Here is a 25749-nt window from a genome sequence, read left to right on the forward strand (position 1 = left end):
TCAATCCAGATCCGCCATTTCCCAGAACGTCATCGGTGTCAGCTCGGCTTACGCACGCTTTCGGTAATCGCCTGCGCCATGGTCTCGGCTGCCCGGGAGGGTTTGTTGCGCGGGTAGGCGATGTGGAAGAGGTCTTCGAAGCTCATGCGCTCGGGGGCGAGCAGCCGCAGGCGGCCATCGCGCACCCATTCGTCTGCGTAGTGGTCGGGCAGGAAGCCGATATAGGCGCCGGATAGGAGCAGCAGCAGGGTCCCTTCCATATGCGGGGTCGCGGCCGCCCAGGTGAAGTTCACGCCGCAGATCGTCTCGTTCAGCATGTAGGTGCGCCCGGCGAAGGATTGTGTCTCCAGAACGGCGTCGGTTAGGTCGCCATCGGGTGTCGCGAAGAGCGGATGCCCCTCGGCGCAGTAGAGCTTCTGCATCTCGGAAAACGCCGGCTGGCTGCGGAAATGCGGCGTGACGCTGCCGACGGACGGCATGAGCACGATCTGGTAGGTGCCGTTCAGCAGGCCCTGATGCAGTACCTGCGGCGCGGCGACGTCGATTTCCAGGTGCACCCGCGGCGCCTTGGCATGAAAGGCGGCGAGCGCGCCCTGGAGGTCGAGGTTGCGGTTGGTGATCATGGCGTCCACGGTGCCGAAGCTGAGGCTGCCGGTAAGCTCCCCCTGCGCCTCGCCGATACGGCCCTGGAATTTTTCCAGCGAGCCGAAGAGTTCGAGGGCCGCCTCGTAGACGAGCCGCCCCTCGTCGGTGAGCAGGAAGCCGCTGCGTCCACGGCTGCACAGGCGCAGGCCGAGACGTTCTTCCAGATGGCGCATATGGGTGGAGATCGTCGCCTGCGTCATGCCCAGCGCTGATTGCGCGGCGGAAAAACCGCCGTGCTGCACGACCGAAGCGAAGACCCGCAGGAGCCGAAGCTCGGCATCGCCGAGCGAGAGATGGAGGACGCGGTGGCGGACCTTGTTGATCATGCATTGATTAATGCACAAGTGAACATGCAATCATAGATGCTTTTAAATGTATCTGCCTCCGGCACACTCCTTCCACCTATGGAGGGGTGACATGGCCAGCAATTCCTACGAAACCGGACGTTTGAACCTGCCGTTTGTCGGCATCTGCACGTTCGGCAAATATCCCTACCAGCCGGACTGGGACGCCATCGACGCCGATGTGGCGATCCTCGGCGCACCGTTCGACTGTGGCACGCAGTGGCGGGCGGGCACCCGTTTCGGGCCGCGCTCGATCCGCGAAGCCTCGACGCTGTTTTCCTTCGGCCACGGCGGCGCCTACGATCACGAGGACGACGTCACCTATCTGCCGAGCGGTGAGGTCTCGATCGTCGATATCGGCGATGCCGACATCGTCCACACCGACACGATGAAGAGCCACGCCAATATCGAATTCGGCGTGCGCAAGATCCTGGCTGCCGGCGCGCTGCCGGTGGTGCTGGGCGGCGACCATTCCGTCAACATCCCCTGCGTCAACGCCTTTGCCGAGGACTGCGAAAAGAACGGCCCGATCCACATCGTCCAGATCGACGCCCATCTCGATTTCGTCGACGAGCGCCATGGCGTGCGCTACGGCCACGGCAACCCGATGCGCCGCGCCGCCGAAAAGCCCTATGTCAGCGGCCTGTCGCAGTTCGGCATCCGCAATGTCTCCTCCACCGCCAAGGAAGGTTACGAAGATGCCCGCAAGATGGGCTCCGACATCCTCTCGGTGCGCCAGATCCGCGCGCTCGGCACGGATGCGGTGGCCGAACGGGTGCCGCCCGGCGCGCGCTACTACGTCACCATCGACATCGACGGCTTCGATCCGTCGATCGCGCCGGGCACCGGCACGCCGTCGCATGGCGGATTCATCTACTACGAAGTGCTGGAAATTCTCGCCGCGCTTGTCAAGCGCGGCACGGTCGTCGGCATCGATCTCGTAGAGGTTGCACCGGACTACGATCATTCCGGTTCAACATCCACTTTGGCCGCACAGGTGCTCATGAACCTCATCGGTCGCGTCATGCATGCAAGGGGAACGTGAGGCCCAGGCCTACGAGGAGGACACGACATGGACGAAAACGTCCGCAATTATCTGGATCAATACGGCGTCAGCGACGCGACCCGGCGGTTTCTGGCGAAGCCCCAGAAGATGTTCATCGACGGAGCCTGGGTCGACAGCGGCAACGGTGCAACCTTCGACGTTTTCGAACCTTCCACGAGCGGCCTGGTAACCCGGGTGCCGTCAGGCACGACCGAGGATCTCGACCGCGCCGTCAAGGCGGCGCGCCGCCAGTTCGATGGGGGCGCCTGGCGCCGCCTCAAGCCGCTCGAACGCGAGCGCCTGATCCACCGCCTCGCAGACCTGATCGAAGCGCACGCCGACGAACTGGCGGAGATCGAAGCCATCGACATGGGCAAGTCGGTGACATTCGCCAGAGAGGTCGACGTTCAGGGCACGATCGATACCTTCCGATATTTCGCCGGCTGGGCCTCCAAGTTGCATGGGCGCACGGTCGAGCCGTCCCTGCCGGGCAATTACCTGGCCTATACCCGCAAGGAGCCCCTGGGCGTCGTCGCGGCCATCGTGCCGTGGAATTTCCCGCTCCAGACCATGGCCTGGAAGCTTGCAGCTGCCCTTGCAGTCGGCTGCACCACTATCGTCAAGCCGGCCGAGCTGACCTCGCTTGCGACCCTGCGCTTCGGCGAACTGGTGCAGGACGCCGGCATTCCGGACGGTGTGGTCAACATTGTAACGGGCCGGGGCAGCGTGATCGGCGCGGCCATGTCGGCCCACCCCGGCATCGACAAGGTCACGTTCACCGGCTCGACGCCGGTCGGCCAGGAGGTCGGGCGCACGGCCGTCGGGCATCTCAAGCATGTCACGCTGGAACTGGGCGGCAAATCCCCCGTCCTGGTGCTCGACGATGCGGATCTGGCAAGTGCGGCCCGCGCGGTGGTCAACGGCGTATTCTTCAACTCCGGACAGGTCTGCGACGCCGGCACGCGCGTCTATGTCCAGCGCTCGGTCCATGACGCCTTCCTCGACGAATTGGTCGCCGTCACCCGCACGCTGAAGGTCGCGCCCGGACTGGACCGCGACTGCTATATCGGCCCCCTGGTGTCGGCGCAGCAGAAGAAGGTCGTTTCTGCGTATATCGAGGCCGGCCGCCGCGAAGGCGCCGAACTGATCCATGGGGGCGGCAGCCCCGATCGGCCGGGCCATTTCATCGAGCCCGCCATCTTCGCCCGCTGCAAACCCGAGATGAGCATCGTGCGGGAGGAGATTTTTGGCCCGGTGCTTGTGACCGATGCCTTCGACGAACTGGACGACGCGGTCGCGCTGGCGAACGACTCCGCTTTCGGCCTCGCCGCCGCCATCTACTCGAACGACTTGTCCCGTGTGCATGGGCTTATTCCGCGCCTTAACGCCGGCTCGATCTACGTCAACGCCCACAGCACCATCGATCCCTCCATGCCGTTCGGCGGCTTCAAGGCATCGGGCTTCGGCAAGGATCTGGGGCCGGAGCAGCTGGATTACCTGATGGAAACGAAGGCTGTCTGGATCACGCTGCCATGAGGCCCTGACACATCGCCCGGCCGTCGCCCATGGGCGGCCGGTTCCAAGGATCGGCGGCTGATGGAGCCGCATTTCTCGCGGAAAGACGCCAGAAGGCGCGACGCGACAAGGGGAACGACAATGGAAGACAACGATACCGCCTGGCAAAACGAGCTGGCGCGCCGCGCCCGCATCTATGAGGATATCGAGGCGGGGCACCGCTTCGAGGGCACGATGACTGCGCTCGACTATACCGGCATGACCGTGTTGACGGTCGTGCTCGTCGCCGCCTTCTGGATCTGGGGGGCCTGAGATGACCGACCATGTCGCCCGTGGCGGTCTCTCGGCCGCAGAAATCGAACGCGAGGACGCCACCCGCCACAGCGCCGCTGCCGAGCGCGGTGATGCGCCGCTCCTGCCCTCCGAGAGGCTCTGGGGCTTCTGGGAATTCACCTATGCCAATTCGGCGCTTGCCATCGCCACTTGGGCCTTCCTCATTGGCGGCGCGATTGGCCTGTTCATCGGGCCGAAGGAAGGTATCGCCGCGATCGTCATCGGCAACATCGTTGGCGTGGTGCTGACGTCGCTCGCTACCACCTGCATGTCCGGGCGCTACGGTGTCGAACAGTTCATCGCGCTGCGCAGCCAGTTCGGCTACAACGGTAGCCGCGTTGTCTACGTTCTGGCCGTGGTGCTGCTCACCATGGGCTGGCTGGCGGTGCTCGCCATGATGTTCGGCCGCTCGATCGACGGCCTGATGGCGCTCAGCGCCGGTGAGGCGGCCAACCCGACTGGCGTCAAGATGGTCATTGCCGCGATCGGCGCCATCCTCGTCACCTGGTTCATCGTCGCCAAGGGCCCAACCTCGATCAAGTTCTTCAACATGGTCGTGTCACCGGCCCTGGTGATCCTGATGGGCGTGATGCTCTACCTCATCCTCAGTCAGCGGTCTTTCAGCGAGCTTCTGGCGCTGCCGGCGCTCGATCCGCCCTTCGAGGACAATACGCTGAACTTCATCGTCGCGGTGGAGGTCAATCTGGCCGCCGGCTTCTCCTGGTGGCCCTATATCGGCAACCTGGCGCGCCTCACCAAGAACGAACGGACCGCCTTCTGGCCGAACATCCTCGGCATCTTCGGGGCGGCTGCCCTTGGCGAAATCGTCGGTCTGCTTGCGGCCGTCTCACTCGGCGAAAGCGATCCGACGATCTGGATGACCAAGATCGCCGGTCCGGTCATCGGCATCATTGCCCTGCTCTTCGTCGCCTTCGCCAACATGACCTCGATGGCGAACATCCTCTACACCTCCATCGTCGGGCTGCGCCAGGTCGGCACGGCGTCTGTGCGCCGCATTCCCTGGGGCACGGTCCTCTTCCTGTTCTGCCTCATCCCGCTCGGCCTGGTGGTGTTCTATCCGCAGATGTACGACGGCTTCTTCATTTTCCTCGTCTGGACCTCGGCGCTCAATTCTGCGCTCGCCGGCATCGGCATCGTCGATTATTTCTTCCTGCGCGGCCAGAAGCTCGACATGCGCAGCCTGCATGGCCCCCAGCAAAACGGTCCCTACCGCTTCTGGGGAGGCTTCAATCCCATCGGGCTCCTCGCCCTTGCCGTCGGCTGCATCGTCTACGTCGTCATCTTCAATCCGCAGACGCTCGCGAGCCTGCCGGCCTTCAAGTACCTGACCGCCTCCATACCCGCCTGTGTCGCGGCAGGTGCGGTCCACTACGTCCTGACCCGGCTCTTCGCCCGCGGGCGAGGCTGGGGCCAGTATCCGTAACCTTGGGAAAACCGTCATGACCGACACATACGACTACATCATCATCGGTGCCGGTTCGGCTGGCTGCGTGCTCGCCAACCGGCTCTCGGAAGACCCGGCCACGAAAGTCCTCGTGCTGGAATACGGCGGCAGCGACAAGTCGATTTTCATCCAGATGCCGACGGCGCTCTCCATCCCGATGAATGGCACGAAGTACAACTGGAAATACATGACTCTGCCGGAACCCGGCCTCGACGGTCGCCGGGTACACTGCCCGCGCGGGAAAGTCATCGGCGGTTCGTCCTCGATCAACGGGCTCGTTTACATGCGCGGCCACGCCCGCGACTTCGACGAGTGGGAGGAGCGGGGCGCGCGCGGCTGGCGCTATGCCAATTGCCTGCCCTATTTCCAGCGTGCCGAAAGCTGGCAGGACGGGGGCGACGCCTATCGCGGCGCTTCCGGTCCGCTCGCCACCAACGCCGGCAACCGCATGCAGAACCCGCTTTACCGCGCCTTCGTCGATGCCGGCCGCGAGGCCGGCTACATCGCCACCGCCGACCCGAACGGCCATATGCAGGAAGGCTTCGGGCCGATGCATATGACGGTGAAGGACGGCGTGCGCTGGTCGACGGCCAACGCTTATCTGAAGCCGGCGATGAGCCGGCCGAACCTCACGGTCATAACCCACGCCATGACGCGGCGTGTGATCCTTGAGGGGAAACGCGCCGTCGGTGTCGAATATGAGTTTGGCGGCACGCGCGTCGTGGCGAAGGCCAGCCGCGAGGTGCTGATCTCCTCCGGTCCGATCGGCTCTCCGCACCTGTTGCAACGCTCAGGCATCGGCCCGGCGGCGGTACTGCGAAAGGCGGGTGTCGCGGTGCTGCACGATCTGCCGGGCGTCGGTGAGAACCTGCAGGACCATTCCGAGGTCTATATCCAATATGCCTGCAAGGAGGCGATCACGCTCAACGGCAAGATGGGCCTTCTCAGCCGTGCCCTGATCGGTGCGGAATGGCTGCTGTTCAAGAAGGGACTTTCAGTCTCCAACCATTTCGAGAGCGGCGGTTTCATCCGTTCCGATGTCGCGCTCGAATGGCCGGACATCCAGTTTCATTTCCTGCCCGCCGCCATGCGCTACGACGGCAAGAAGCCGCTCGAGGGCCACGGCTTCATGGTGCTCACCGGGCCGAACAAGCCGAAGAGCCGGGGCCATGTCCGTCTGCGTTCGCCGGAGGCGCACGAGCAGCCGGACATCCTCTTCAATTATCTCGACCGCGAGGAGGACCGCGAAGGCTTCCGCCGCTGCCTGCGACTGACGCGCGAAATCATCGCCCAGCCGGCCTTCGACCGCTTCCGTGGCGAGGAGATCGCTCCCGGCACCAATGTGCGCAGCAATGACGAGATCGACGCCTGGGTGCGCGAGACGATGGAAAGCACCTATCACCCCTGCGGCTCCTGCCGCATGGGCGAGGATGCCATGGCGGTGGTCGACAGCGACCTGAAGGTGCGCGGCATCGCGGGACTGCGGGTCATTGACAGTTCCGTCTTCCCCACGGAGCCGAACGCCAATCTCAACGCGCCGACGATCATGCTGGCCGAGCGCGCCTCCGACATCGTGCGCGGCAATCCGATGCTCGCCGCCTCCAATGCGGACGTGGGTATTGCGCCCGGCGTCGGGGTGACCCAGCGCAGCGGTACGCCCGTGCGCGCCGTCCGGCACTGAGCTCGGTGGCGGCGATGTTGCGCGGCATAGGCTATATAATCGCCCGACGGGATTGCGACGACACCGAGGAGCCGCAGGACTGGGCTATCGCCATCGAGGCGTTCCTGAGCCGCATGGTCGCCCGTTGCGCCGTCATGTGCGGGCGATCGCCTCGGCCAGGCGAAGAAGGTGAGGCTTCATGCGGTCTGTCGGAACGCCCGCATAGCCGAGGATGAGGGCGCCCGGCCGGGGTGTTGCGATCGTATAGTCGGACAGTGGGTAACATTGCAGCCCGGCATCGCGGACGGCGGCGTGCACGGCCCGGTCGTTCCGGCCATCCTCCAGCCAGGCAAGCGCGTTGAGCCCGCTGTCGGAGCAGTCAATGCGCGCGAGGCCGGCGAGCGTCGCCCGTCCGGCCTCCACGAACACCGCGCGGCGCTCCGCATAGAGGCCGCGCATGCGGCGCAGGTGGCTGGCAAAGTGGCCGCCGCCGATGAATTCGGCAAGGGCGAGCTGGGTTTCCACCGGGACGCTGCGGTGGATCAGTCCCGAAAGGCTGCGGAAGGAGCCGACGAGCTGCGGCGGCAGCACGAGATACCCGACGCGAATGCCGGGATAGAGCGCCTTGCTGAAACTGCCCGCATAGATGACCCGGTCATGGCTGTCGATGGACCGCATGGAGGGGAGTGGTGCACCGTCGTAGCGGAATTCGCTGTCATAATCGTCCTCGATGATCCAGGTGTCGTTCGTTCGTGCCCATTCCAGGAGCGTGAGCCGGCGCGGCAGCGACAGCGTCACCCCGAGCGGGTGGTGACGCGACGGCATGACGAAGGCGAGACGCGCGTCGGGATGGCGCGCCATGGCGCCCGCGATGTCCATGCCGTCAGCGTCGACATCGGCAGGGCAGAGGCGCAGCCCGAGCGTTCGAAACAGGTTGCTGGTCGTCACCGGGCCGGGATCCTCGAACCAGATGCCGTCGCCGGGATCGGCCAGCGCGAGCGCAGCGAGCGTGAAGGCGGCATGCCCGCCAGGGGTGATGACGATCTGTTCCGGATCGCAAGGGTCGCGCCGGTGAAGCGCCAGATATTCGGCGATCCTCTGGCGCAGCACCAGCTCGCCGGCGATATCGCCATAGCCCATGGCCACCGCCTTGCCGCTGCGCGTTACCGCATTCCAGCACTTGCGCCAAACGGCGAAGGGAAAGCGGTCGAGCGCCGGTTGGTTGGGCAGGAAGGGCTTATGCTCCATCTGGCCGATTTCGGCCGACACCTCGCGCGACAGTTCGCCGATCCGCGACAGCCGGGGCGCTGCGATATCCGGCGCGTCGCTACGGACAGGTGTGAGGCGCGGTTTCGTCAGTTGGCGCGGCAGGGCCGCCGAGACGAAGGTGCCAGCGCCCTGCCGTGCTTCCAGATATCCCTCCGCCCTCAGGTTCTCCAGCACCCGCACCAGGGTCTGGCGCGACAGGTCCAGTTCCTCGGCAAGGATGCGGCTTGCCGGCAGGCGCGTCCCCGCGCGCAGGTGCCCGCGCAGGATCGCCATGCGCAATTGGTCCTGCACCTGGCGGAATTTCGGCAGGGCGCTTGCAGCGTCGAGGCGAAGGAAGGGCAGGATCGGGCCTTCGAACTGTTTGGCCAAGGCGTGCCTCCGAATATTGGTACAGTCAAATGCACCATAATGGACGTTTGATTGTTGTCCAATTGTTACATCCTGCCCTTACATAAAAACGCACCGATGCAGCTCCCGAGGACGCAGACAGGTGCAAGGGGAACCGGAAGGGCGGCGACGCCGACGACCGGATGCAATGACAGCACGCAGCCATCGCCCACGAACCGTCGCAGACGGTCAACAGGAGGACTCCATGAAACGCTACGTATCCCGCGCCGCGAGCCGCGCGTTCGTCTCCACGCTTGCCCTTGCGGTCGCGCTACCGGGGCTTGCCCGTGCGGAAGCCCCGCAGGACCTCGTGGATGCCGCCACCAAGGAAGGCATGCTGACGGTGATCGCGCTGCCACATGACTGGTGCAATTACGGCGAAGTCATTACCGGTTTCAAAGCCAAGTATCCGGGCATCACCGTCAACGAGCTGAACCCCGACGCCGGCACAGCCGATGAGTTGGAAGCGATCCGGGCCAACAAGGGCAATACCGGTTCGCAGGCGCCCGATGTCGTCGACCTCGGCCTCGCCTTCGCGCCGGCCGCCGCTGCAGAGGGCCTGCTTCAGCCCTACATGGTGGCGACCTGGGACGAGATCCCGGCCAACATCAAGGACGAAAAGGGCTATTGGTACGGCGACTACTACGGCGTCATGGCCTTCGGCGTGAACAAGGACCTGCTTGCAACCGCGCCGGCCGACTGGTCGGATCTCGCCAAGTCCGAATACTCCGGCGCCGTGGCGCTGACGGGCGATCCGCGCTCCTCGGCGCAGGCGATCCTCGCGCTGATGTCTGCGGGCGTTTCGCGCGGTGCGAAGCCCGGTGCCGATTCCGGCGCCAAGGGGCTGGAACTCTTCGCGGAGCTGAACAAGGCTGGCAACTTCGTGCCGGTACTCGGAAAGGCCGGCACCATCGCGCAAGGCCAGACCCCGATCGTCGCGGCCTGGGATTACAACCTGCTCGCCTGGCGCGACGGCCTGAAGGGCAACCCGCCAATGGACGTGGTCGTTCCGGCAAGCGGCGTGGTGGCCGGTGTCTATGTGCAGGCGATCTCGGCCTATGCGCCGCATCCCAACGCCGCCAAGCTCTGGATGGAGTATCTCTATTCCGACGAGGGCCAGATCGGCTGGCTTAAGGGCTACTGCCACCCGGCGCGCTTCAACGCCATGCTGAAGGCCGGCAAGTTCCCCCAGGCGCTTCTGGACAAGCTGCCGCCGGCGGAAGCCTATGAGAAGGCCATCTTCCCGAGCGTCGAGGAGCTCTCCGCCAACAAGACCGCCATCGTCGAAGGCTGGGACAAGGTCGTCGGCGCCAACGTGAAATAGGGTTCGCGTTTGCTACAGAGGCTCCGCTTGCCGCGGAGCCTCTCGCGGCTCCACCCTCAGGGAAAAATCCGATGACGACAAGCGCCGCATCCCTGCCGGCCGCCCTCAGGCCGCGGCAGGTTCGCAATTGGTTCGGGGTTGCCCCCTTCTTCATCTTCGCTCTGCTTTTCCTGATCCTGCCGACGTTCAACATCGTCGTCGGCGCGTTCCGCAACACGGACGGGCAGGCAACGCTGGAAAACATCGGCAAGCTCTTCTCGCCGTCGATCCGGGGAGCCTTCTGGATCTCCATCGAACTCAGCCTGCTGACGGCGGTGCTCGGCTGCGTGATCGGTTTCCTCATCGCCGCCGCCATCTCGCTCGGCGACCTGCCGCGCCCACTGCGCAACGGGATACTCACCTTTTCCGGCGTCGCCTCGAATTTCGCCGGCGTGCCGCTCGCCTTTGCCTTCATCGCCACACTCGGTCGCCTCGGTTTCGTGACGATGCTGCTGCGCAACTGGTTCGGCATCAACCTCTACGGCTCCGGCTTCAACATCGTCTCGTTCCTCGGCCTGGCACTCACCTATCTCTATTTCCAGATCCCGCTGATGGTGCTGATCATCACGCCGGCGCTGGACGGGTTGCGGCGCGAATGGCGCGAGGCGGCCGAAAGTCTGGGCGCGAGCGGCTTCCAGTATTGGCGCCTGGTGGCGCTGCCGGTGCTCTGGCCGTCGCTGCTCGGCACGCTGGCCCTGCTCTTCGCCAATGCCTTCGGCGCCGTTGCAACCGCCATCGCGCTCACCGGCTCGTCGCTCTCCATCGCGCCCATCGTGCTCTTCGCCCAGATCCGCGGCGACGTGCTCAACGATCCGCACCTCGGTTATGCCATCGCCTTTGCCATGATCGTTTTGACCGGCATCGCCAACGGCATCTACATCCTCCTGCGCATGCGCGCCGAACGGTGGGTAAAATGACGGGAAAACGCCTCTGGTCCTGGCTCGCCGTCGCTCTCGGCGGGCTCTATTTCCTGCTGCCGCTCCTCGGCATGTTCGATTTCTCGATGCGCATGACGCGCGGCGAATACAGTTTCGAGGCCTACCGTGTCGTGCTGGCCGATCCGCAGTTCCAGCAGACCTTCGGCTATTCGGTCGTACTGGCGCTCCTGACCATCGTGCTCGGCATCCTGATCGTCGTGCCGACGGCCTATTTCGTCAGGCTGCGCCTACCGGGCCTGCGCCCGGTTGTGGAATTCATCACGCTGCTGCCGCTGGTCATTCCGCCGATCGTCATCGTCTTCGGCTATATCCGCATTTACAACACTTCCTCGATCCTGCCGCTGACGGGAAGCTGGTGGGGTACGAACATCCTGCTGCTGTTCGGCTACGCGACGCTGTCGCTGCCATATATGTACCGCTCGGTGGACACCGGCCTTCGCACCATCGACATCGCGAGCCTCACCGAGGCGGCGCAAAGCCTCGGGGCCGGCTGGGCGCGCATCCTCGCCGCCGTCATCCTGCCGAACGTCTTCGTCTCGGTCATGTCGGGGGCATTCCTGACCTTCGCCATCGTCATCGGCGAATACGTCTTCGCAGCACTCCTCAACGTCAATTCCTTCGGTCCCTACATGGTGTGGATGGGCGGCAACCGGGCATACGAGCCCTCGGCACTCGCCGTGGTCGCCTTCGCCATCACCTGGGCCTGCATGGGATTGATGCAGCTTTTCACCCGCTTTTCCAAATTCTCCACCGTGAGGCGCTGACCATGGCCTTTCTCGACATTCATCATCTGGAAAAATCCTTCGGCGCGACGCGCGTCGTCAAGGATTTCAATCTTGGCATCGAAAAAGGCGAGTTCGTCTCCTTCCTCGGTCCTTCCGGCTGCGGCAAGACCACGGTGCTGCGCATGGTGGCGGGGTTCGAAACGCCGACTTCCGGTTCGATCCGCATCGACGGGCGGGACGTGACCCGCATTGCCGCCAACCGGCGCAACATCGGCATGGTTTTCCAGGCCTACGCGTTGTTCCCCAACCTGACGGTGGCCGACAATATCGGCTTCGGCCTCAAGGTGGCGGGCGAGGGCAAGGCCGCGATCCGCACCCGGGTCGCCGAGATGCTTGAGCTGATTGGCCTGCCGCAGCTGGGCGGCCGCTATCCCTTCCAGCTGTCCGGCGGCCAGCAGCAGCGCGTGGCGCTGGGCCGAGCGCTTGCCGTGCGCCCGCAGGTGTTGCTTCTCGACGAGCCCCTCTCGGCGCTCGACGCGAAAATCCGCGTCAGCCTGCGCGAGGAGATCCGCCGCATCCAGCGCGACCTCGGCATCACCACCATCTTCGTCACGCACGACCAGGAAGAGGCGCTCTCCATGTCGGATCGCGTCGTGGTCATGCATCAGGGCGTGGCAGACCAGGTCGGAACCCCGTTCGAGATCTACAACCGGCCGACAACGCGCTTCGTGGCCGAGTTCGTCGGCACGCTGAACCTCATCGACGCCGAGCTCACGGACGCCGCTGCCGGCCGGATCCGGCTGGGCGACGTGCCGGTGGCGCTGAACCGGACGCTGGCGGGGCGTTCCGGCGACCGCATCAGCCTGGCGCTTAGGCCGGAAACGGTGGCGTTGGGGCGCAAGCAGGACGGCAATGTCGTTCTCTCCGGCCATATCGCCGAGGTGCATTTCCTCGGTTCGGTGATCCGCGTCCGCGTCGCGGTCGCCGGCCAGCTCCTCTCGCTCGATACGTTCAACCAGCCCGACAGGCCGCCGCCGGCGATCGGCGCGCCAGTCGAGGTCAGCGTTTCGGATCGCGACCTGCTGGTGCTGGCCGCCTGACGGCGGCGGATCGCCCGTCAACCAACACGATTATCTTGCGGAGGAACCGGCACCGTGACGGATATGCCATGGAACGCCATGCCGCGCCCGGACTGGCGGGCGAGAATTGCAGCCCTTGCCGCTGAAAGCCGCGGCCGACTTGCCGCGCGGGCGAGGAGCGCCCCGCTGTTTGCGCATGCCTATGCCTTTCATCTCAACATGCGCTTCGGCGGCATGACGCCGCTGCATCTCATCGAATTCGCCCAAGCGCAGCAGCTTTGCGGCATCAAGATCCATGTCGAGGACGGCGAGCAGGCAAGCCTGAGCCGGATGCCGGACGCGGTTCTGCAAGCCTTTGCGGGGGCTGTCGGGCGCCTCGGGCTGGAACTGCATGTCGAGACCAGCACGACGGAAGCGACGGGGCTTTCGGATGCCGTGCGCATCGCGCTTGCCGCCGGCGCCACCTCGCTGCGCTGCTATCCGCGTTACGAGGGTCGCATTTCCGAGATCGTCGAGTGGACGATCGCAGACCTGCGGCGCCTTGTCGACTTCGATCCGCAGGCACGGCTGCGCTACACGCTCGAACAGCACGAGGACCTGACATCCGGGGAGCTGATCCGTATCCTGCGGGCCGTCGACAACCCGCGCCTCGGCCTGCTGTTCGATTTCGGCAACATGATCAACGCCTACGAATTGCCGCTGCCGGCGCTGGCGCTGCAGGCGCCCTACATTGCCGAAGTGCATGTGAAGGATTGCCTCGTCCAACCGGATCGTGGCGGCTGGGCTCATCTTGCCTGCCTGTCCGGCGAAGGGCATCTGCCGATGGCGGCGATGTTTGTGGAATTGCTGCTTCTGGGCGAAGACCGACCGCAGGTTCTGGCCTTCGGGCTGGAGGAGGAAGAAGGGTATTTCGCGCCCGCCCTGCGGTTGCCTTCGGATGAGCCGGACCCGTTCATTGCCGCCCGCCCGGCGAGCTTCACCGATATAGGGCCAGGCAACCTGACGGCGCGTCTGCGGCAGGAGGCCGCCGCCGCCCAAAGACAGGTCGAGACGGTCAGAACCCTGTTGCGCGAGATCGCGACCGAAGCCGAAAGGAACCAAGCATGACGCCTGCACAGACCTGCCCGCCGGCCTTTCTGGCGCTCGCCCACGCCATGGCGGACGCTGCCGCCGATGTCATCCGCCCGTATTTCCGCCAGCGCCTTGCCATCGACGCCAAGGCCGATGCCAGTCCCGTAACCATCGCCGACCGCGATGCGGAAGCAGCGATGCGGCAACTGATCGAGGTCCATTTCCCCGATCACGGCATCAGGGGCGAGGAGTTCGGCGCCTGCCGGACGGATGCCGAATGGATCTGGGTGCTTGATCCCATCGATGGCACGAAATCCTTCGTCTCCGGCTCGCTCGCCTTCGGCACGCAGATCGCCCTTCTTTATCGCGGTGAACCCGTACTCGGCATGATCAATCAGCCGATCACGGGCGAACGCTGGCTTGGCCTATCCGGCACGCCGGCGACCCTCAACGGTGACCCGATCCGCACCAGCGATCGAGCGGCTATCGATCAGGCGATTCTCTACACCTCTGCTCTGGAACAGTTCGACCGCGAGCGGCACAGCCAATTCGCCGTGTTGGCCGCAAAGGTCCACTTCACCCGGTTTTCGCACGACTGCTACGCTGCCGGCCTCCTGGCCCTAGGCGGCATCGATCTCCTCCTCGAAAGCAATGTCTTCGACTACGATATTTTGCCGCAGATCCCGATCGTGCTCGGCGCCGGCGGCATTGTGACGGATTGGGAAGGCAGACCACTAGCGGACGCGCGCCGATATGATGCGGTGCTGATGGCGGCGAACGAAAAAGTCCATCGGGCAGCGCTGGAGGCTCTTTGTCGAGCGTGATGTCCGACGCGGAACCCAGCCAAGGCGTTGATCCGGTCTCGGTTTTTGGGTCTGGAAGCAGACGGTCAACGCTTGGCATGAGCGGTGGCGGCTGGTGGGGGGAAGCCCGCTTGTGGACGTCGCCGCGATGGAGGGGTTAGGCCCCCGGTTCGTGGCAAACCACTTCGATATTGTGCCCGTCGGGGCCAATGACGAAAGCTGCATAGTAGTTCGCGTGGTAGTGCGGGCGCAGACCGGGCGCACCGTTGTCTTTGCCACCGGCCTGCAGAGCCGCGCGATAGAAAGCTTCGACTTGCTGGCGATTGTCGGCCGTGAACGCCAAATGAAGATGCGCCGGCTTCTCCTCGGTTTGGTACAGGCACAGTGAAGCCTTACCCTTTGGGCTAAGCTCGACACCGTATGTCGGCGGTCCCTCCGCGACGACAGCTACACCGAGCGGCTCGAGTGCGCTCAGGAAGAACGCTTTGCTCGCTGCATAGTCGCTCACTCCGAATTTGACGTGGTCAAACATGAGTTCTCCTGAAATGTGTCGGCCTGCCTCACGGAGAAGCAGCCGGAGCGTGCCGCTTGCTGCGCCTTGCGCTTGCGCTGCAAAGCGGTCCTTCGCGGCCGTTTTGCGGGTCAGAGCTTAATGGCATGTCTCAGCCCTCAATGGCAAGGAACAGGGGCGGGGTGCCCAGAAGGGTAGCGCCCCAATGAGTGAGCCCGCAGGGCACGCAGACTGAGCCGGCCATTGAGGTTGTACAGGCCCGTAGACCGGGCCGGTAAGATGCCGGTCTCTCAGGCCTGGATGGAGGAAATCGGGATCCCACCCAACAATCGTTGACCCCAACCTTCTCACATGACGATCCAACAGCAGCGATCACACGGAGCGCGTGATGCCGCCGTCAACACGAATGTTCTGGCCCGTGATGTAGGCCGCACCATCGGAGGCAAGAAATGCCACCGTTGCGGCGATTTCGTCGCTGGTGCCATACCTTTTCATAGGCACGCCCTCGCGCCGTTCCTCGGTGGCCGGAAGGCTGTCGATCCAGCCGGGCAGGATATTGTTCATGCGGATATTCTCGGCCGCATAGGTGTCGGCAAACACCTTCGTGAAGGATGCAAGACCCGCGCGCGCCACCGCCGAGGTCGGAAACATGGCGCTTGGTTCGAATGCCCATGCGGTGGAGATGTTTATGATCGAGCCGGATTTCTGGCCTTGCATTATGGGCGTTACCAGCCGTGTCGGTCGCACGGCATTCAGGAAGTAAACGTCGATTCCGGTGTGCCAGTCCTCATCCGTAATCTCAAGGATCGGCTTCCTCGGCCCATGCCCTGCGCTGTTCACCAGCACGTCGATCCGGCCCCAACGGTCCACCGTACCATCCACCAGGCGCTTCAGGTCATCGTTGGATTGGTTCGATCCGGTGAGGCCAAATCCGCCGAGTTCCTGCGCCAGCGCCTCTCCCTTGCCCGAGGATGACAGGATGGCCACCTTGAACCCGTCAGCGGCCAGACGCCGGGCCGAGGCCGCACCCATACCAGAACCACCCGCCACGACGATCGCCACTTTTTCTGCTGACATATTCGTTTCCTTCATCGGGATTTGCGTTAATTACCCACAGTGATAGCATCTTTCGTCTAGGCTCACGAACCAGAACAACACTTATCATCCAGTAGAAAAACTATCGCATGGCTGACGGTAATCGGCGACTTCCGCCGCTGAACGCATTGCGTGCCTTCGAGGCCGCATCGCGACATCTGAACTTCCGCCTCGCCGCTGAAGAGTTGGGAGTGACGCAGGGTGCAGTCGCGCAGCAGGTGCGCGGTTTGGAAACCTCCCTCGGCCTGAAGCTATTCGAGCGCCATACGCGGACGCTTGCGCTCACCGACGTTGGGCGCAGCTATGTGGGCAATATCAGCCGCGCCTTCGAACTGATTTCCGATGCGACGGAAGCCCTGAAACCCGAACCACGCCATCTGACCATCAGCGTGACGCCAACCTTCGCGTCACGCTGGCTGATCCCACGGTTGCCGGACTTCACGGAGATGCATCCCGACATCGGCCTGCGCATTCTGGCGACCGACCGGATCTCCAATTTCCAAACCGACGCGGTGGACTTGGCGGTGCGCTACGGGCGTCCGCCATTCGGACCGGGTCTGATCGCCGACCTCCTGTACGAAAACGTGATCGTTGCTGTCGCAAGCCCTCTGTTGATCGAGAAGCTTGGACCGCCAACACAGCCTGAAAATCTCAGGCATTATGCGTTGCTACATGATGCCCATGATTTCTGGCCCCAGTTTCTGGATGTTGCCTTTCCCGCAGGGGTCGCCACCTCGGGCAAGAACATCCGGTTCAACCAAACCTCGCTCGCGATCGAGGCAGCGGCGGCCGGGCAGGGCCTCGCTCTCGCCAGCCTGTTCTTCGTGACGGACGATCTGGGTTCCCGTCGTCTTGTCCGCCCGTTCACGCCAGAATTGCGCGTTGGAGCGGACTTCTATCTGGTCTCGCCTCGCAAGCCGCGCCACCCGGCCGCTGTTCTGGAGGTTCGAGAATGGATGAGCGCGGCCAAGGCGGGTAGGATGGGCTGAGACATCGGATCAATCACAGCGGTTATGTGATTGTGTTCCCGCCATCGCGGTTGGACGTTTTGCGACGTCGCGGCACAGGGACTTTTGCCGCCGCCGATTGTCTCTCTTGCTCCGCTCCTCTCGTTGTTATGCCTTTCTTGGAAAAAGGTATAACTCGAATGAAAACATACCAACGTCGAAGTCACCCGCCGCGAGGGCCTTTGGACGCGGATGGCGCCCACAATCTTGACTACGACCGCTTCGTCAATTGATGTTCTCGCCAGATGGTGAAAAGGCCCGCGCCGACGACGATGAGAGCGCCTGCGATAATGTTGTGCGTTAAATTCTCGTCGAACAACATCACCGCTACAATGACATTGAGAACCAGCTGAAAATAGGTGACAGGCTGAACTTCGGCGGCAGGCAGCAGCCCATACGCCCTGATCAGGAAATAGTGACTGAGCGTACCGCAGACGCAAAGCGCTGCCAGCGCAAGCCAGTCGAAAGTCTGGACTTCGGTCCAATAGAAGGGGCCAATGAGCGAAATCGCCAGAGCTCCGACGACCCCGGCATAAAAAAGGCTTGTGACTGCCGAATCCTCATGGCTGACCGCGCGGGTGGCGATGCTGTAGAGCGCAAACAGCACGGATGCTGCAAGCGGCAGAAGAAGCGACATGTCGAAGTGAACATCTACGGGATTTATGATCACCAAAACGCCAATCAGCCCAACCAGTACCGCGGTACCGCGCCGCCATCCTACCGTCTCTCCCAGCAGCGGAATTGACAGGACCGTGATGATCAGCGGCGTTGCCTGGAAGATCGACTGGCTCATCGCGAGCCCGGCATGAACGTAGGAAAAGACGATGATGACGATTTCCGCGACGAGCAAAAGTCCGCGTGCGATCTGTAACCAAGGATGACGCGTCTGAACGGCGCGGCGATATCCGCCCGGTGATGATGCGGCGAAACAGAATACGAAGAGCGCAAACGCCCAGAACCGTATCATGGTTATGAAAAGCGCCGGGTAACGATCACCAAGGTACTTGGTGAGGGCGTCCTGGGCGGCGAAAATGCAGATCGCCAGAAAGGCGAAGAGGTAGCCGCGGGTCTTGGAGCTCATCTCACATACACTCAGAATCGTTGACGATCCTGAGTAGCATAGTCCTTGGGTCAAAGTCCGGTGCAAGCCGGCATGTTGTCGACGGCGCGGTGATGAAGCCAAGGTTTGCAATCGTCACTCGGTCGCGTGCGGCCGCGCCGGTCGACGCCAAGCCCTCCCTTTTCTCGCATAAGGTTCGAGGGGAGGCGTCGCGGGCCACTTTTCACACTACTGCCTGTTTCCCTAAATCCAACGATAAAAACATGCAGCAATTCAAAGTGCTACAGCGGCCCTTGCCGTCTTATTAGACGAGCGGCGCTGTAGCCAGACGATCTGCACAGCAGCTGGGTTAACGGAAGCGCGGTCGTTTGGGTGGGGCGTTGGTTTCGAGCTCATGCCTGCTCGCGAACTTGCCCAACAGGGAAAGGAGCTTGCCCTGATCCTTGCTGCTTATGCTGTGGCGGATGCAATGCTCCACGACGTCGAACACAGGTTGGTGGGGCTGTGAATTCAGCTTTTGATCGTTAATATGTTTGGACATGATCGTACCTCCGGCCAAATAACGCCGGGACGGGCAGACAAGTTCCCTGCGGGCGGCCGCTTTCGACGCCTCGCCAACGCCTCGGCCGCCAGGGCTGGTCGCATCGGGCCCCGCATTCCAATTGAACCTGCGGACATGTGTGGGACATGGTCGATCGCGGTGCGAGCGCGGGGCGACAGCGTGATGTCAGTGCAGTTTTGTAATCTTGGCCTCGGCAATTGCCTCCACAAACGCCTCGCGGGCTTGTTCCCAAGGGTAGGTACCAAGCATTGCGTCCGTGCACTTGTTGAGGGCGTCGGTGAAGGCGACACCATAGTCTACCGGCCAGCTGTCGTTAAGCAAAGTAGCTGCCCGCGCGGGCGTCCAAACCATCTGCACGCCGTCGAGGTCGGGAAGCTGGATGATGACGCATTCGTTCCAAGTTTCGATCATCGCCCTGTCCTTTTCTTCCCAGGGATAACGATCGGATGCAGCCTTCGTTCCGAAGCGGTCCCGGCAGAAGCAGGGCCCCGGTTTGCGTGGATCGCCGGAGGTCGTTCCGTGATCGCCAGTGTAACCTTAGGCGGCCCTTTGAGGATTACTGCCTCCGGGCACCTTCACCTGTTCAAATGCCGCTGTGGCCGGCAAACCGGCTTCAAGACAGGCTGCGATGAACGCTTCGCGCGCGACGGCGACTGGTGTCGCTCGCTGAAGTGCACCGCGGCAAGTCCTGACCGCGCGCTCGTAGCGCTGTCCTCGACTAAGCGGCCACTCATTTTCCAGGAAATCAAGAGCCTCATAGACGGACGAGAAGACGTGATGCGTGCCGTTCTGAAACTTTACCAAGAGCGGCACAGACCATGGCATTTCCGCAATGAACATGGGTTCCTCCTTCACATGCAAGTGGATGAAGAAAGACAGGTTAAATTAGGTGCCGCGAATGGATGTTCAAGCGGGCAATTGACGCCCGCAAAGAAAAGGCCCCTGCGGGAGGGGCCGAGAGAACGACAGCTGTTACGGGGGGGACTGCCAGCTGTCATGGGGTGTCCATAAAACGCGGGCGCTGGCGAATTGTTCCGAACTTGCTGACCTCGCACCGGGCTGCTCCAGATATCCCTGGCGCGCATAAACATCTAGCGTCCGTGATTTTGCCCCGTTGAAATCCATCTTGAATTAAGCTCCGGCCGATAGCGCGTGACGGTGCCTGGCGAAATTAAGAGATTCTCACATCACCTTCATGTGCAGCGGTGGACGGGGCTAACTCCCGTCTGCAGGGTCACCGTTTGGGTTCGGCGCTGGCATCTCTCTTATATCTCGCGCGGGATGTTTGCGGTCGTCGGGCTCCGAGGGCGCTTCCTTGTTGTCGGGACGGCGGATTGGCTGTGCTCTAGGGTCGACCCTCTTGGGTGGGGCAGCAGTCTTCTTGGACATGTCCAGTACTCCAGGTTCAATGAGAAGAACCGATTGACAAGACTGAAGGTTCCGGGACCGCCACGGACGTGACTAAAGACGGTTGTATTGGTCACGGAAGGATCTCCGCGGGTGGCGTCTGCAAGAGACACGACGCAGTCTTTTGTCGCCATTGGGGACCGGAAGTCGACCTGAATGTCGCCGGTCTGCGAACGGTCGCTCCTGTCGTTTGTTCCGCTCATTCGTTGCCACATTCGTGATCGATTTCTTCTGAGCGATCGGAACCGATAGTCGATTTTGAGGTTTGGGATGGATCGCGAGGTTCATGAGATTCATCATGCCGACGCTGATCAGGTTCGTTATTTTGAATGTGGGCGTGGGGTTTCTCCTTGGGGCAGCAACCGCCGCTTCGATCGCAATAGTCGCTCCGGGCGCCCTCGGGCACGGCGAGGGTCTTGATCCGCTTGCGTTCGGGTTGCAGATCTACGCTTTCGGTGCATCGTTTGGCCTCGGTGCCCTGGCGACGGCTTTGATCATGATTGCCGAGGATTTGGTAGATCCCAAGTGTGATCGACGAAATTGTGAAGCGACTTTGGCCCGAGATGACCGTTGAAGGAGATCACGTTGAAAATCCCAACCCCTTTGAGCCAAACGAACAAAGGCCGCCGATCCATGTCCCAAGGGAAAATCGCCGGCATTGTGGTGCACGACTGGCATCCCTTGGCTTCGGGTAGATCCAGCGGGCAACCAATGCGGACGATCACGCGCTCGGTTACGGCAATCTCCTCAGCCAGCGTATAGAAGCTAGGAGCGCGGCTGCGTCTGCGCTACATCCATGAAGTCTGCCACCATCGGGCGCGATCAGGGCCATTGCGAAACTCTTTTCACTGTCACATCAGCAAACCCTAATCTTCAAGGAAGTTTCGTCTGAGCGTTCTGAAGTTTCTTAAGCGAAGCACTGGGCGGGCATGCAAGGGAACCGAAATCGGGCAGGCAGTATTTTGCAGCTCATTGCACTCAGGAGGTGGTTATGATCGACAATGACGCCTGGACAATGGAAGAGCGTCTCTGGTGTGAAGGCGAGAGTGCCTACAGGGATCTTGTGCACCCCGGCTGCATTATGGTTTTCGTGGCGCCTCTCGGCATTCTTCAAGGGTCCGAAATCATCGAAAGCATTCGACAGTCGCCGCGTTGGGATTGGATCAGGATGACGGAAAAGTGTTTTGCGCAGCCGTCGGACGACGTCATGGTCTTGGCCTACCGTGCGTTAGCGAATAGGCGCGAAACGGAGGCTTATCACGCCTATTGTACGTCGACCTATCATGCTTGCGAGAACGACTGGAAACTCGTTCAGCATCAGCAAACGCCACATGCCATCTGATGATGCATTGGATCAGTTTGGCACGGTCTCTCTTCGCAGACGTCCGTGTTCCCGGGTTATTTTTGTGATCGCTCCAAAAGGATACGCATCTCCTCGAACCGTCTTTTTCGCGCAGCGTCCTTCTCCTGGGGCGAATAGCAGGTGTTCGATTGGCAAAACCGGACCAATGAAAAGGGCGGCTTCGCGTTACTGAATTCACATTCAAACGTGTCCGACATTTCCGATTTTGCCACGTTGGCACGCGTCGAATAGGTCAGCCGCACGCCCGGCGGCTTCAGTTCCGGGAAGGACTGAACAATTCCAAGATGCAACACATCGGTCAGAAGGAAGTTTTTTGCGACCGTGGCGCATATCGCTTCCAGATCCCCTGACTGGGCGAAAGCTGGAGATGCGACCAGGTTCAGCAAAAGCACATACCGTATCATGTAGTTCCTCCGGGGCTTTACCTTGTAGGTAACTAGAGGCGGAACAATAATATCAATTGGTCGTTGCGCGAAATTTCGACCGCCATGAAGAAGTCGGCAGAGGGTTTGACGCCGGTAGGCGAGAAGCCCTCGCGAGCCGATCGTTGGATGGGAACAATCCTGCGCTTTCGCCATTATATTAGTGCACGCGCAAAAGCGATCCCGAACCTAATCCCTCCGGATCGTGTGCAGGATGGCCTCCTCGAAAGGAGGCCATCTGTCTATTGCAGCGGCCGACACGCCCATGGCCGGATGACGAGATTGTCCATCACCGACACGGTGCGTGCTACAAGGCCGGCTGACGTTCCCAAATGACCGTTCCACAAAGGCCGACCACCATGTCTGTGCCCTTCGGGGGCTGGTCCTAGTTTGCTTTGCCGGAGTTGAAGCGACGAAGCAGGGCCGTAAAGAGGCGTAGATCCGCCTCGCTCCAGCCGTCGAGACGACGGCGAAAAACCTCGCCCTTGTACTTGATCGCTGCGCGTATCTTGGTGACGCCCTGGTCTGTCAGGGACAGTATTACGCCACGCTTATCGGCCGGATCGGGACGAGACTCGACGATTCCGGCTTGCTTTAGCTGTCGCACCAGGCGGCTAGTCGCGCTACGGTCCATAGCCAAACCATCTGCAACATGGCTCGCCTGAGCCGGCCCGTACGCGTGAAGCCACTGGATGATGTGGTAGGCGGCCGGTTGCAAATCGGCGTCGAAGCTGGCGGCCATTTCAGTCGCAACCGCGCGGGACGCGCTCAGCAGTGCATTGAGCTGTTCGCCGAGCGATAGCCACAGCAGGGGCGTCTCATTTGTTTCGTCTTCGGTGAGGGACGCCATGCAGTCGCTCCCCTTTCCATTCCTTGGCGTTATCGATATGATGGATATATATCCACTATATCTATGAGGTGTCCATGTCCGAGATTTCCGCGCCCATCGTCGTCATGACCGGCGCTACGAGCGGAATCGGGCGTCTGGCGGCGATCGAGCTGGCCAGTCGTGGTGCGCATTTGGTGCTGATTGCACGCTCCGAGGTCAATGCGGAAGCCACCGGTAATGCAATCAGGACGGTCGCGCCGCAGGCGCAGATCGACATTCATTATGCGGACTTGACGCGATTGGAGACAGTCTCCGCAGTCGGCCAGACGATCGCGAGGGAACATGACAAGATCGATGTGCTGATCAACAATGCCGGCATTCACGCCTTCGCGCCGCGCACCACGGTCGACGGCTACGACGAGATGATGGCGGTCAATTATCTCGCACCCTGGCTGCTCACGAGCACCCTGCGCGAGACGCTGATCCGGTCTGCACCCTCGCGCATTGTGACCACGGCATCGGAAGCGTCCCGCCATCACGGAAAGATCGAACTGACGGGCGATATGTTCGCGCCCACGCGGTTTTCCCGGCTAGGCTCCTCACGTATCTACGGACGGACGAAACTGCTTGACATCATGTTATCCCTCGAACTTTCGCGGCAGCTGGAAGGAACCGGCGTGGCAGTGAACTGCCTGGACCCAGGTTTTAATGTCACTGGTCTGGGGCGCGAGCTGAGCTTTGCGCCAATGCTCGAACGGATCCTGACGAGGCTGAAGATTGGCGATCCCCGTCGAGGCGCGGGCATCATCGTTCGTCTCGCCATGGATGCTGAGTTCGGGACCGCTACGGGCGGATATTTCTCGGTGAAGGATGCAACGCCGCTGGAGCCTGTCTCGCCCGCCGACGACCCGAATGCGCGGCAGGCATTGTGGGCCATAACCCACGAGGTGCTTGGGGCGATTTCCTGAGGCGGACGAGGCTTCGCGGCTGAAAGGACCCGACGAGCGTGCCTGGAGTCCTGCAGGAGCGCGTACGAAGCGGAACACTGACAAAGGCCCCGGAAAACCGGGGCATTTTGACGTCTATTGCCGACCTACCGATGCTATATCAGAGCCGTGGGTCCGGCCCTTCTGAAGTTGGATCGGCAATTGGCGCGAATTGCTGCGATCCTTCTGCGCTCAACAATTCGGCACGTATCTTGCCGACGACGGAGTCGATGAAAGCAGAAACCGCCAGTGGCAAGTGAGCCCGGTTGGGGTAGACGACGCTCATGCCGAGATTGCGGCGCATGTATTGGGGCAACACCGGCACCAGTCGGCCAGCCGCGAAATCGGCTGTGCCCAGGATTGGTGTCAACGCGATGCCGAGGCCTGCTATCGCCGCCTTTCGGATCGCCTGTGCGGTATTCGCCATCACGCGGCCGGTGACGGTCACCTCCTCCTCGGGTCCGTCGGGACCTTGAAGGCGCCAGGTCGCATAGTCCCGGGCCTGTGGCATAAACAGACAGTCATGACGGGTCAGCTCCTGCAATGTGGCAGGCGTCCCGCGCGCGGCAAGGTAGGAGGGGCTGGCGACAAGTCCGAACGAGCGGGTTTGGATCTTGCGCACAACATAGTTCGGACCACGGGTTGCGTTCCCTCGGAAGGCGACATCGATGCCTTCTTCGATAAGGTCAGCCGTGGCGTCGCTTAACACGAACTCGATACGCACTTGTGGGTGCGAGGCCAGGAATTCGGCTATCCATTCCATTTTGTAGAAGTCGAAGAAGTCGGCGGGCATCGCCACACGTATCAGCCCCCTGGGCACCCGCGCGCCGGCAATCAGATCCTCTCCCGCTTGTTGCAGTCCGTCCACGGCCGCAGCGCTATTATCGTAGAGTTCATGTCCGGCATCGGTGAGTTTCAGCTTCCGGGTGGATCGCTGCATGAGCCGGGCGCCGAGCTGCTCTTCCAATTCCTGAATGCGCCGGCTGACCGTATTGGCGGGGATCCCCAAACGACGTCCGGCCTCCGCGAAACTGCCAAAGCGAACAACCTGCACGAACAGGCCGATGTCGTTCAGGTCGAGCATCGATATTCCTTCTAAAAATGGGGGAGTTAAATCCAATAGCCCCGCCTAGTCAATTAAATATGCGGCGAGCATTTTAGGGACAGCGGGAATTGCACGCAGTCCCGATTGTTCGACAAGCCTGAAAGGAAGCACCCACATGTCCAAGAACCCACATATCGGCATCGTCGTCGGCTCGACGCGAGAGGGCCGCTTCAGCGAGCGGGCGGCCGCATGGTTTCACAAGATTGCCGCTCGGCGCAGCGATCTCAGCGTCGAAATTGTCGACCTGCGCGACTACCCGATGCCATTCTTCGATGAGCCGGCATCGCCGGCCTGGATGCAGCCGAAGGATCACGTCGCAGAGCGTTGGGCGGCGAAGCTGGCCGCGTTGGACGGGTTCGTCTTCGTCACGCCGGAATACAATCACGGATACAGCGCAGTGCTGAAGAACGCGCTGGACTATGCCTTCCAGCAATTCAACCGCAAGCCGGCCGCCTTCGTCGGGTATGGCGGCGTCGGGGCCGCACGCGCCATCGAGCAACTGCGCATGGTTGCCGTCGAACTTCAGATGGCGCCGATCCCCAAGTCCGTGAACATCGGCATGGCCGAGTTCCTTGGCATCTGGCAGCAGGGCAAGGATTTCGCGGATTTTCCGCATCTCGAACAGGCGGCGGGCGTTCTGTTGGATGACTTTTCCTGGTGGAGCCACACGCTGCAGACAGGGCGTCAGGCCACATCCGCACTGGCTTCAGTCGGCTGAACGCGTTGGGTCGCCGCTCGGCCCAACCGGCGGCGGCCCAAT

At 62.2% G+C, this 25749-nt stretch carries 27 protein-coding genes; 16 read left to right on the forward strand and 11 right to left on the reverse strand.

The genetic code is table 11. The features are described 5' to 3' along the window. Nucleotides 1–38: 38 nt before the first annotated feature. Nucleotides 39–971, reverse strand: a complete 933-nt coding sequence (locus ASD03_RS23780; RefSeq protein WP_057216886.1) for a LysR family transcriptional regulator — start codon at nucleotides 969–971, stop codon at nucleotides 39–41. Between the two features lie 91 nt (nucleotides 972–1062). On the opposite strand from ASD03_RS23780, the gene speB reads away from it, so the two are divergent. The 5 genes from speB to betA all read left to right on the forward strand — a co-directional run bounded on the left by speB (nucleotide 1063) and on the right by betA (nucleotide 7028). Continuing rightward, nucleotides 1063–2034, forward strand: a complete 972-nt coding sequence (speB, locus tag ASD03_RS23785) for an agmatinase (RefSeq protein WP_057216888.1) — start codon at nucleotides 1063–1065, stop codon at nucleotides 2032–2034. Between the two features lie 27 nt (nucleotides 2035–2061). Beyond that, nucleotides 2062–3570: an aldehyde dehydrogenase family protein gene (locus tag ASD03_RS23790; protein ID WP_057216890.1), complete on the forward strand. Its 1509-nt coding sequence runs from the start codon at nucleotides 2062–2064 to the stop codon at nucleotides 3568–3570. A 120-nt stretch (nucleotides 3571–3690) separates the two neighbouring features. Beyond that, nucleotides 3691–3861, forward strand: coding sequence for a hypothetical protein (locus tag ASD03_RS40045; protein WP_107027011.1), 171 nt, complete (start codon nucleotides 3691–3693; stop codon nucleotides 3859–3861). Nucleotide 3862: 1 nt separating this feature from the next. Beyond that, the gene (locus tag ASD03_RS23795) at nucleotides 3863–5326 is read left to right on the forward strand and encodes a cytosine permease (protein ID WP_082557388.1); all 1464 of its coding nucleotides are present in this window, start codon (nucleotides 3863–3865) and stop codon (nucleotides 5324–5326) included. Nucleotides 5327–5342: 16 nt separating this feature from the next. Further along, nucleotides 5343–7028 carry a choline dehydrogenase gene (gene betA / locus ASD03_RS23800; protein WP_057216892.1) on the forward strand — a complete coding sequence of 562 codons (1686 nt, stop codon included), beginning with the start codon at nucleotides 5343–5345 and terminating at the stop codon, nucleotides 7026–7028. Between the two features lie 132 nt (nucleotides 7029–7160). Here betA and ASD03_RS23805 read toward each other — a convergent pair whose 3' ends face one another. After that, the gene (locus ASD03_RS23805; protein ID WP_057216894.1) at nucleotides 7161–8645 is read right to left on the reverse strand and encodes a PLP-dependent aminotransferase family protein; all 1485 of its coding nucleotides are present in this window, start codon (nucleotides 8643–8645) and stop codon (nucleotides 7161–7163) included. Nucleotides 8646–8868: 223 nt separating this feature from the next. On the opposite strand from ASD03_RS23805, the gene ASD03_RS23810 reads away from it, so the two are divergent. The 6 genes from ASD03_RS23810 to ASD03_RS23835 all read left to right on the forward strand — a co-directional run bounded on the left by ASD03_RS23810 (nucleotide 8869) and on the right by ASD03_RS23835 (nucleotide 14663). After that, nucleotides 8869–9987 (forward strand): ABC transporter substrate-binding protein, encoded by a 1119-nt coding sequence (locus ASD03_RS23810; RefSeq protein ID WP_057216896.1) that lies wholly within the window; start codon nucleotides 8869–8871, stop codon nucleotides 9985–9987. 71 nt (nucleotides 9988–10058) lie between these two features. Then, nucleotides 10059–10943 (forward strand): ABC transporter permease subunit, encoded by an 885-nt coding sequence (locus ASD03_RS23815; RefSeq protein WP_025430329.1) that lies wholly within the window; start codon nucleotides 10059–10061, stop codon nucleotides 10941–10943. Then, the gene (locus ASD03_RS23820) at nucleotides 10940–11728 is read left to right on the forward strand and encodes an ABC transporter permease subunit (protein WP_025430328.1); all 789 of its coding nucleotides are present in this window, start codon (nucleotides 10940–10942) and stop codon (nucleotides 11726–11728) included. The genes ASD03_RS23815 and ASD03_RS23820 overlap by 4 nt, the downstream gene beginning before the upstream one ends. Before the next feature lie 2 nt (nucleotides 11729–11730). Next, nucleotides 11731–12789 carry an ABC transporter ATP-binding protein gene (locus ASD03_RS23825; protein ID WP_057216898.1) on the forward strand — a complete coding sequence of 353 codons (1059 nt, stop codon included), beginning with the start codon at nucleotides 11731–11733 and terminating at the stop codon, nucleotides 12787–12789. A 63-nt stretch (nucleotides 12790–12852) separates the two neighbouring features. After that, nucleotides 12853–13875 (forward strand): TIM barrel protein, encoded by a 1023-nt coding sequence (locus tag ASD03_RS23830; RefSeq protein WP_082557389.1) that lies wholly within the window; start codon nucleotides 12853–12855, stop codon nucleotides 13873–13875. Continuing rightward, nucleotides 13872–14663, forward strand: coding sequence for an inositol monophosphatase family protein (locus ASD03_RS23835; RefSeq protein WP_057216902.1), 792 nt, complete (start codon nucleotides 13872–13874; stop codon nucleotides 14661–14663). Before ASD03_RS23830 ends, ASD03_RS23835 begins: the two co-directional genes overlap by 4 nt. 136 nt (nucleotides 14664–14799) lie before the next feature. On the opposite strand, the gene ASD03_RS23840 is transcribed toward ASD03_RS23835, so the two are convergent. Both ASD03_RS23840 and ASD03_RS23845 read right to left on the reverse strand, forming a co-directional pair. Further along, the gene (locus tag ASD03_RS23840; RefSeq protein ID WP_057207140.1) at nucleotides 14800–15174 is read right to left on the reverse strand and encodes a VOC family protein; all 375 of its coding nucleotides are present in this window, start codon (nucleotides 15172–15174) and stop codon (nucleotides 14800–14802) included. Between the two features lie 351 nt (nucleotides 15175–15525). Then, nucleotides 15526–16230 carry an SDR family oxidoreductase gene (locus ASD03_RS23845; RefSeq protein WP_025430323.1) on the reverse strand — a complete coding sequence of 235 codons (705 nt, stop codon included), beginning with the start codon at nucleotides 16228–16230 and terminating at the stop codon, nucleotides 15526–15528. Between the two features lie 107 nt (nucleotides 16231–16337). Between ASD03_RS23845 and gcvA the strand changes: the two genes are divergently transcribed. After that, nucleotides 16338–17237 carry a transcriptional regulator GcvA gene (gene gcvA, locus ASD03_RS23850; RefSeq protein ID WP_057207141.1) on the forward strand — a complete coding sequence of 300 codons (900 nt, stop codon included), beginning with the start codon at nucleotides 16338–16340 and terminating at the stop codon, nucleotides 17235–17237. Nucleotides 17238–17466: 229 nt separating this feature from the next. Here gcvA and ASD03_RS23855 read toward each other — a convergent pair whose 3' ends face one another. The 4 genes from ASD03_RS23855 to ASD03_RS23870 form a co-directional block, all read right to left on the reverse strand. Then, nucleotides 17467–18336: a DMT family transporter gene (locus ASD03_RS23855; protein ID WP_057216904.1), complete on the reverse strand. Its 870-nt coding sequence runs from the start codon at nucleotides 18334–18336 to the stop codon at nucleotides 17467–17469. A gap of 328 nt (nucleotides 18337–18664) precedes the next feature. After that, a complete protein-coding gene (locus ASD03_RS23860; RefSeq protein ID WP_057216906.1) occupies nucleotides 18665–18856 on the reverse strand; it encodes a hypothetical protein in 192 nt (63 codons plus the stop codon). Between the two features lie 186 nt (nucleotides 18857–19042). Further along, entirely contained in the window at nucleotides 19043–19288 is a 246-nt protein-coding gene (locus ASD03_RS23865; RefSeq protein WP_025430319.1) for a DUF982 domain-containing protein, read from the reverse strand. 126 nt (nucleotides 19289–19414) lie between these two features. Further along, a complete protein-coding gene (locus ASD03_RS23870; protein ID WP_057216908.1) occupies nucleotides 19415–19717 on the reverse strand; it encodes a DUF982 domain-containing protein in 303 nt (100 codons plus the stop codon). 865 nt (nucleotides 19718–20582) lie between these two features. Between ASD03_RS23870 and ASD03_RS23875 the strand changes: the two genes are divergently transcribed. Then, on the forward strand, nucleotides 20583–20858 hold the full coding sequence (locus tag ASD03_RS23875) for a hypothetical protein (RefSeq protein WP_057216910.1): 276 nt from the start codon (nucleotides 20583–20585) through the stop codon (nucleotides 20856–20858). Nucleotides 20859–21275: 417 nt separating this feature from the next. Further along, on the forward strand, nucleotides 21276–21626 hold the full coding sequence (locus tag ASD03_RS23880) for a hypothetical protein (protein ID WP_057216916.1): 351 nt from the start codon (nucleotides 21276–21278) through the stop codon (nucleotides 21624–21626). A gap of 56 nt (nucleotides 21627–21682) precedes the next feature. Here ASD03_RS23880 and ASD03_RS23885 read toward each other — a convergent pair whose 3' ends face one another. Both ASD03_RS23885 and ASD03_RS23890 read right to left on the reverse strand, forming a co-directional pair. Continuing rightward, nucleotides 21683–22051 carry a hypothetical protein gene (locus ASD03_RS23885; protein WP_057216918.1) on the reverse strand — a complete coding sequence of 123 codons (369 nt, stop codon included), beginning with the start codon at nucleotides 22049–22051 and terminating at the stop codon, nucleotides 21683–21685. A 403-nt stretch (nucleotides 22052–22454) separates the two neighbouring features. Then, nucleotides 22455–22919: a MarR family winged helix-turn-helix transcriptional regulator gene (locus ASD03_RS23890; RefSeq protein ID WP_057216920.1), complete on the reverse strand. Its 465-nt coding sequence runs from the start codon at nucleotides 22917–22919 to the stop codon at nucleotides 22455–22457. 74 nt (nucleotides 22920–22993) lie between these two features. Here ASD03_RS23890 and ASD03_RS23895 point away from each other — a divergent pair, with 74 nt between their 5' ends. Then, a complete protein-coding gene (locus ASD03_RS23895; RefSeq protein WP_057216922.1) occupies nucleotides 22994–23866 on the forward strand; it encodes an SDR family NAD(P)-dependent oxidoreductase in 873 nt (290 codons plus the stop codon). Nucleotides 23867–24005: 139 nt separating this feature from the next. Here ASD03_RS23895 and ASD03_RS23900 read toward each other — a convergent pair whose 3' ends face one another. Then, nucleotides 24006–24968, reverse strand: a complete 963-nt coding sequence (locus ASD03_RS23900) for a LysR family transcriptional regulator (protein ID WP_057216923.1) — start codon at nucleotides 24966–24968, stop codon at nucleotides 24006–24008. A 136-nt stretch (nucleotides 24969–25104) separates the two neighbouring features. Here ASD03_RS23900 and ASD03_RS23905 point away from each other — a divergent pair, with 136 nt between their 5' ends. Then, nucleotides 25105–25707: an NAD(P)H-dependent oxidoreductase gene (locus tag ASD03_RS23905; protein WP_025430311.1), complete on the forward strand. Its 603-nt coding sequence runs from the start codon at nucleotides 25105–25107 to the stop codon at nucleotides 25705–25707. Nucleotides 25708–25749: the final 42 nt, after the last annotated feature.

The sequence above is a fragment of the Ensifer sp. Root127 genome, from assembly GCF_001425225.1.
Taxonomy (GTDB): Bacteria; Pseudomonadota; Alphaproteobacteria; order Rhizobiales; family Rhizobiaceae; genus Ensifer; species Ensifer canadensis.

Excerpts from the sequence above, each read along its gene's own strand:
- ASD03_RS23780 (WP_057216886.1), bottom strand. The coding sequence starts at position 971 with ATGATCAACAAGGTCCGCCACCGCGTCCTCCATCTCTCGCTCGGCGAT.
- speB (WP_057216888.1), top strand. The coding sequence starts at position 1,063 with ATGGCCAGCAATTCCTACGAAACCGGACGTTTGAACCTGCCGTTTGTC.
- ASD03_RS23790 (WP_057216890.1), top strand. The coding sequence starts at position 2,062 with ATGGACGAAAACGTCCGCAATTATCTGGATCAATACGGCGTCAGCGAC.
- ASD03_RS40045 (WP_107027011.1), top strand. The coding sequence starts at position 3,691 with ATGGAAGACAACGATACCGCCTGGCAAAACGAGCTGGCGCGCCGCGCC.
- ASD03_RS23795 (WP_082557388.1), top strand. The coding sequence starts at position 3,863 with ATGACCGACCATGTCGCCCGTGGCGGTCTCTCGGCCGCAGAAATCGAA.
- betA (WP_057216892.1), top strand. The coding sequence starts at position 5,343 with ATGACCGACACATACGACTACATCATCATCGGTGCCGGTTCGGCTGGC.
- ASD03_RS23810 (WP_057216896.1), top strand. The coding sequence starts at position 8,869 with ATGAAACGCTACGTATCCCGCGCCGCGAGCCGCGCGTTCGTCTCCACG.
- ASD03_RS23815 (WP_025430329.1), top strand. The coding sequence starts at position 10,059 with ATGACGACAAGCGCCGCATCCCTGCCGGCCGCCCTCAGGCCGCGGCAG.
- ASD03_RS23820 (WP_025430328.1), top strand. The coding sequence starts at position 10,940 with ATGACGGGAAAACGCCTCTGGTCCTGGCTCGCCGTCGCTCTCGGCGGG.
- ASD03_RS23825 (WP_057216898.1), top strand. The coding sequence starts at position 11,731 with ATGGCCTTTCTCGACATTCATCATCTGGAAAAATCCTTCGGCGCGACG.
- ASD03_RS23830 (WP_082557389.1), top strand. The coding sequence starts at position 12,853 with ATGCCATGGAACGCCATGCCGCGCCCGGACTGGCGGGCGAGAATTGCA.
- ASD03_RS23835 (WP_057216902.1), top strand. The coding sequence starts at position 13,872 with ATGACGCCTGCACAGACCTGCCCGCCGGCCTTTCTGGCGCTCGCCCAC.
- ASD03_RS23840 (WP_057207140.1), bottom strand. The coding sequence starts at position 15,174 with ATGTTTGACCACGTCAAATTCGGAGTGAGCGACTATGCAGCGAGCAAA.
- ASD03_RS23845 (WP_025430323.1), bottom strand. The coding sequence starts at position 16,230 with ATGTCAGCAGAAAAAGTGGCGATCGTCGTGGCGGGTGGTTCTGGTATG.
- gcvA (WP_057207141.1), top strand. The coding sequence starts at position 16,338 with ATGGCTGACGGTAATCGGCGACTTCCGCCGCTGAACGCATTGCGTGCC.
- ASD03_RS23855 (WP_057216904.1), bottom strand. The coding sequence starts at position 18,336 with ATGAGCTCCAAGACCCGCGGCTACCTCTTCGCCTTTCTGGCGATCTGC.
- ASD03_RS23860 (WP_057216906.1), bottom strand. The coding sequence starts at position 18,856 with ATGTCCAAACATATTAACGATCAAAAGCTGAATTCACAGCCCCACCAA.
- ASD03_RS23865 (WP_025430319.1), bottom strand. The coding sequence starts at position 19,288 with ATGATCGAAACTTGGAACGAATGCGTCATCATCCAGCTTCCCGACCTC.
- ASD03_RS23870 (WP_057216908.1), bottom strand. The coding sequence starts at position 19,717 with ATGTTCATTGCGGAAATGCCATGGTCTGTGCCGCTCTTGGTAAAGTTT.
- ASD03_RS23875 (WP_057216910.1), top strand. The coding sequence starts at position 20,583 with ATGCCGACGCTGATCAGGTTCGTTATTTTGAATGTGGGCGTGGGGTTT.
- ASD03_RS23880 (WP_057216916.1), top strand. The coding sequence starts at position 21,276 with ATGATCGACAATGACGCCTGGACAATGGAAGAGCGTCTCTGGTGTGAA.
- ASD03_RS23885 (WP_057216918.1), bottom strand. The coding sequence starts at position 22,051 with ATGATACGGTATGTGCTTTTGCTGAACCTGGTCGCATCTCCAGCTTTC.
- ASD03_RS23890 (WP_057216920.1), bottom strand. The coding sequence starts at position 22,919 with ATGGCGTCCCTCACCGAAGACGAAACAAATGAGACGCCCCTGCTGTGG.
- ASD03_RS23895 (WP_057216922.1), top strand. The coding sequence starts at position 22,994 with ATGTCCGAGATTTCCGCGCCCATCGTCGTCATGACCGGCGCTACGAGC.
- ASD03_RS23900 (WP_057216923.1), bottom strand. The coding sequence starts at position 24,968 with ATGCTCGACCTGAACGACATCGGCCTGTTCGTGCAGGTTGTTCGCTTT.
- ASD03_RS23905 (WP_025430311.1), top strand. The coding sequence starts at position 25,105 with ATGTCCAAGAACCCACATATCGGCATCGTCGTCGGCTCGACGCGAGAG.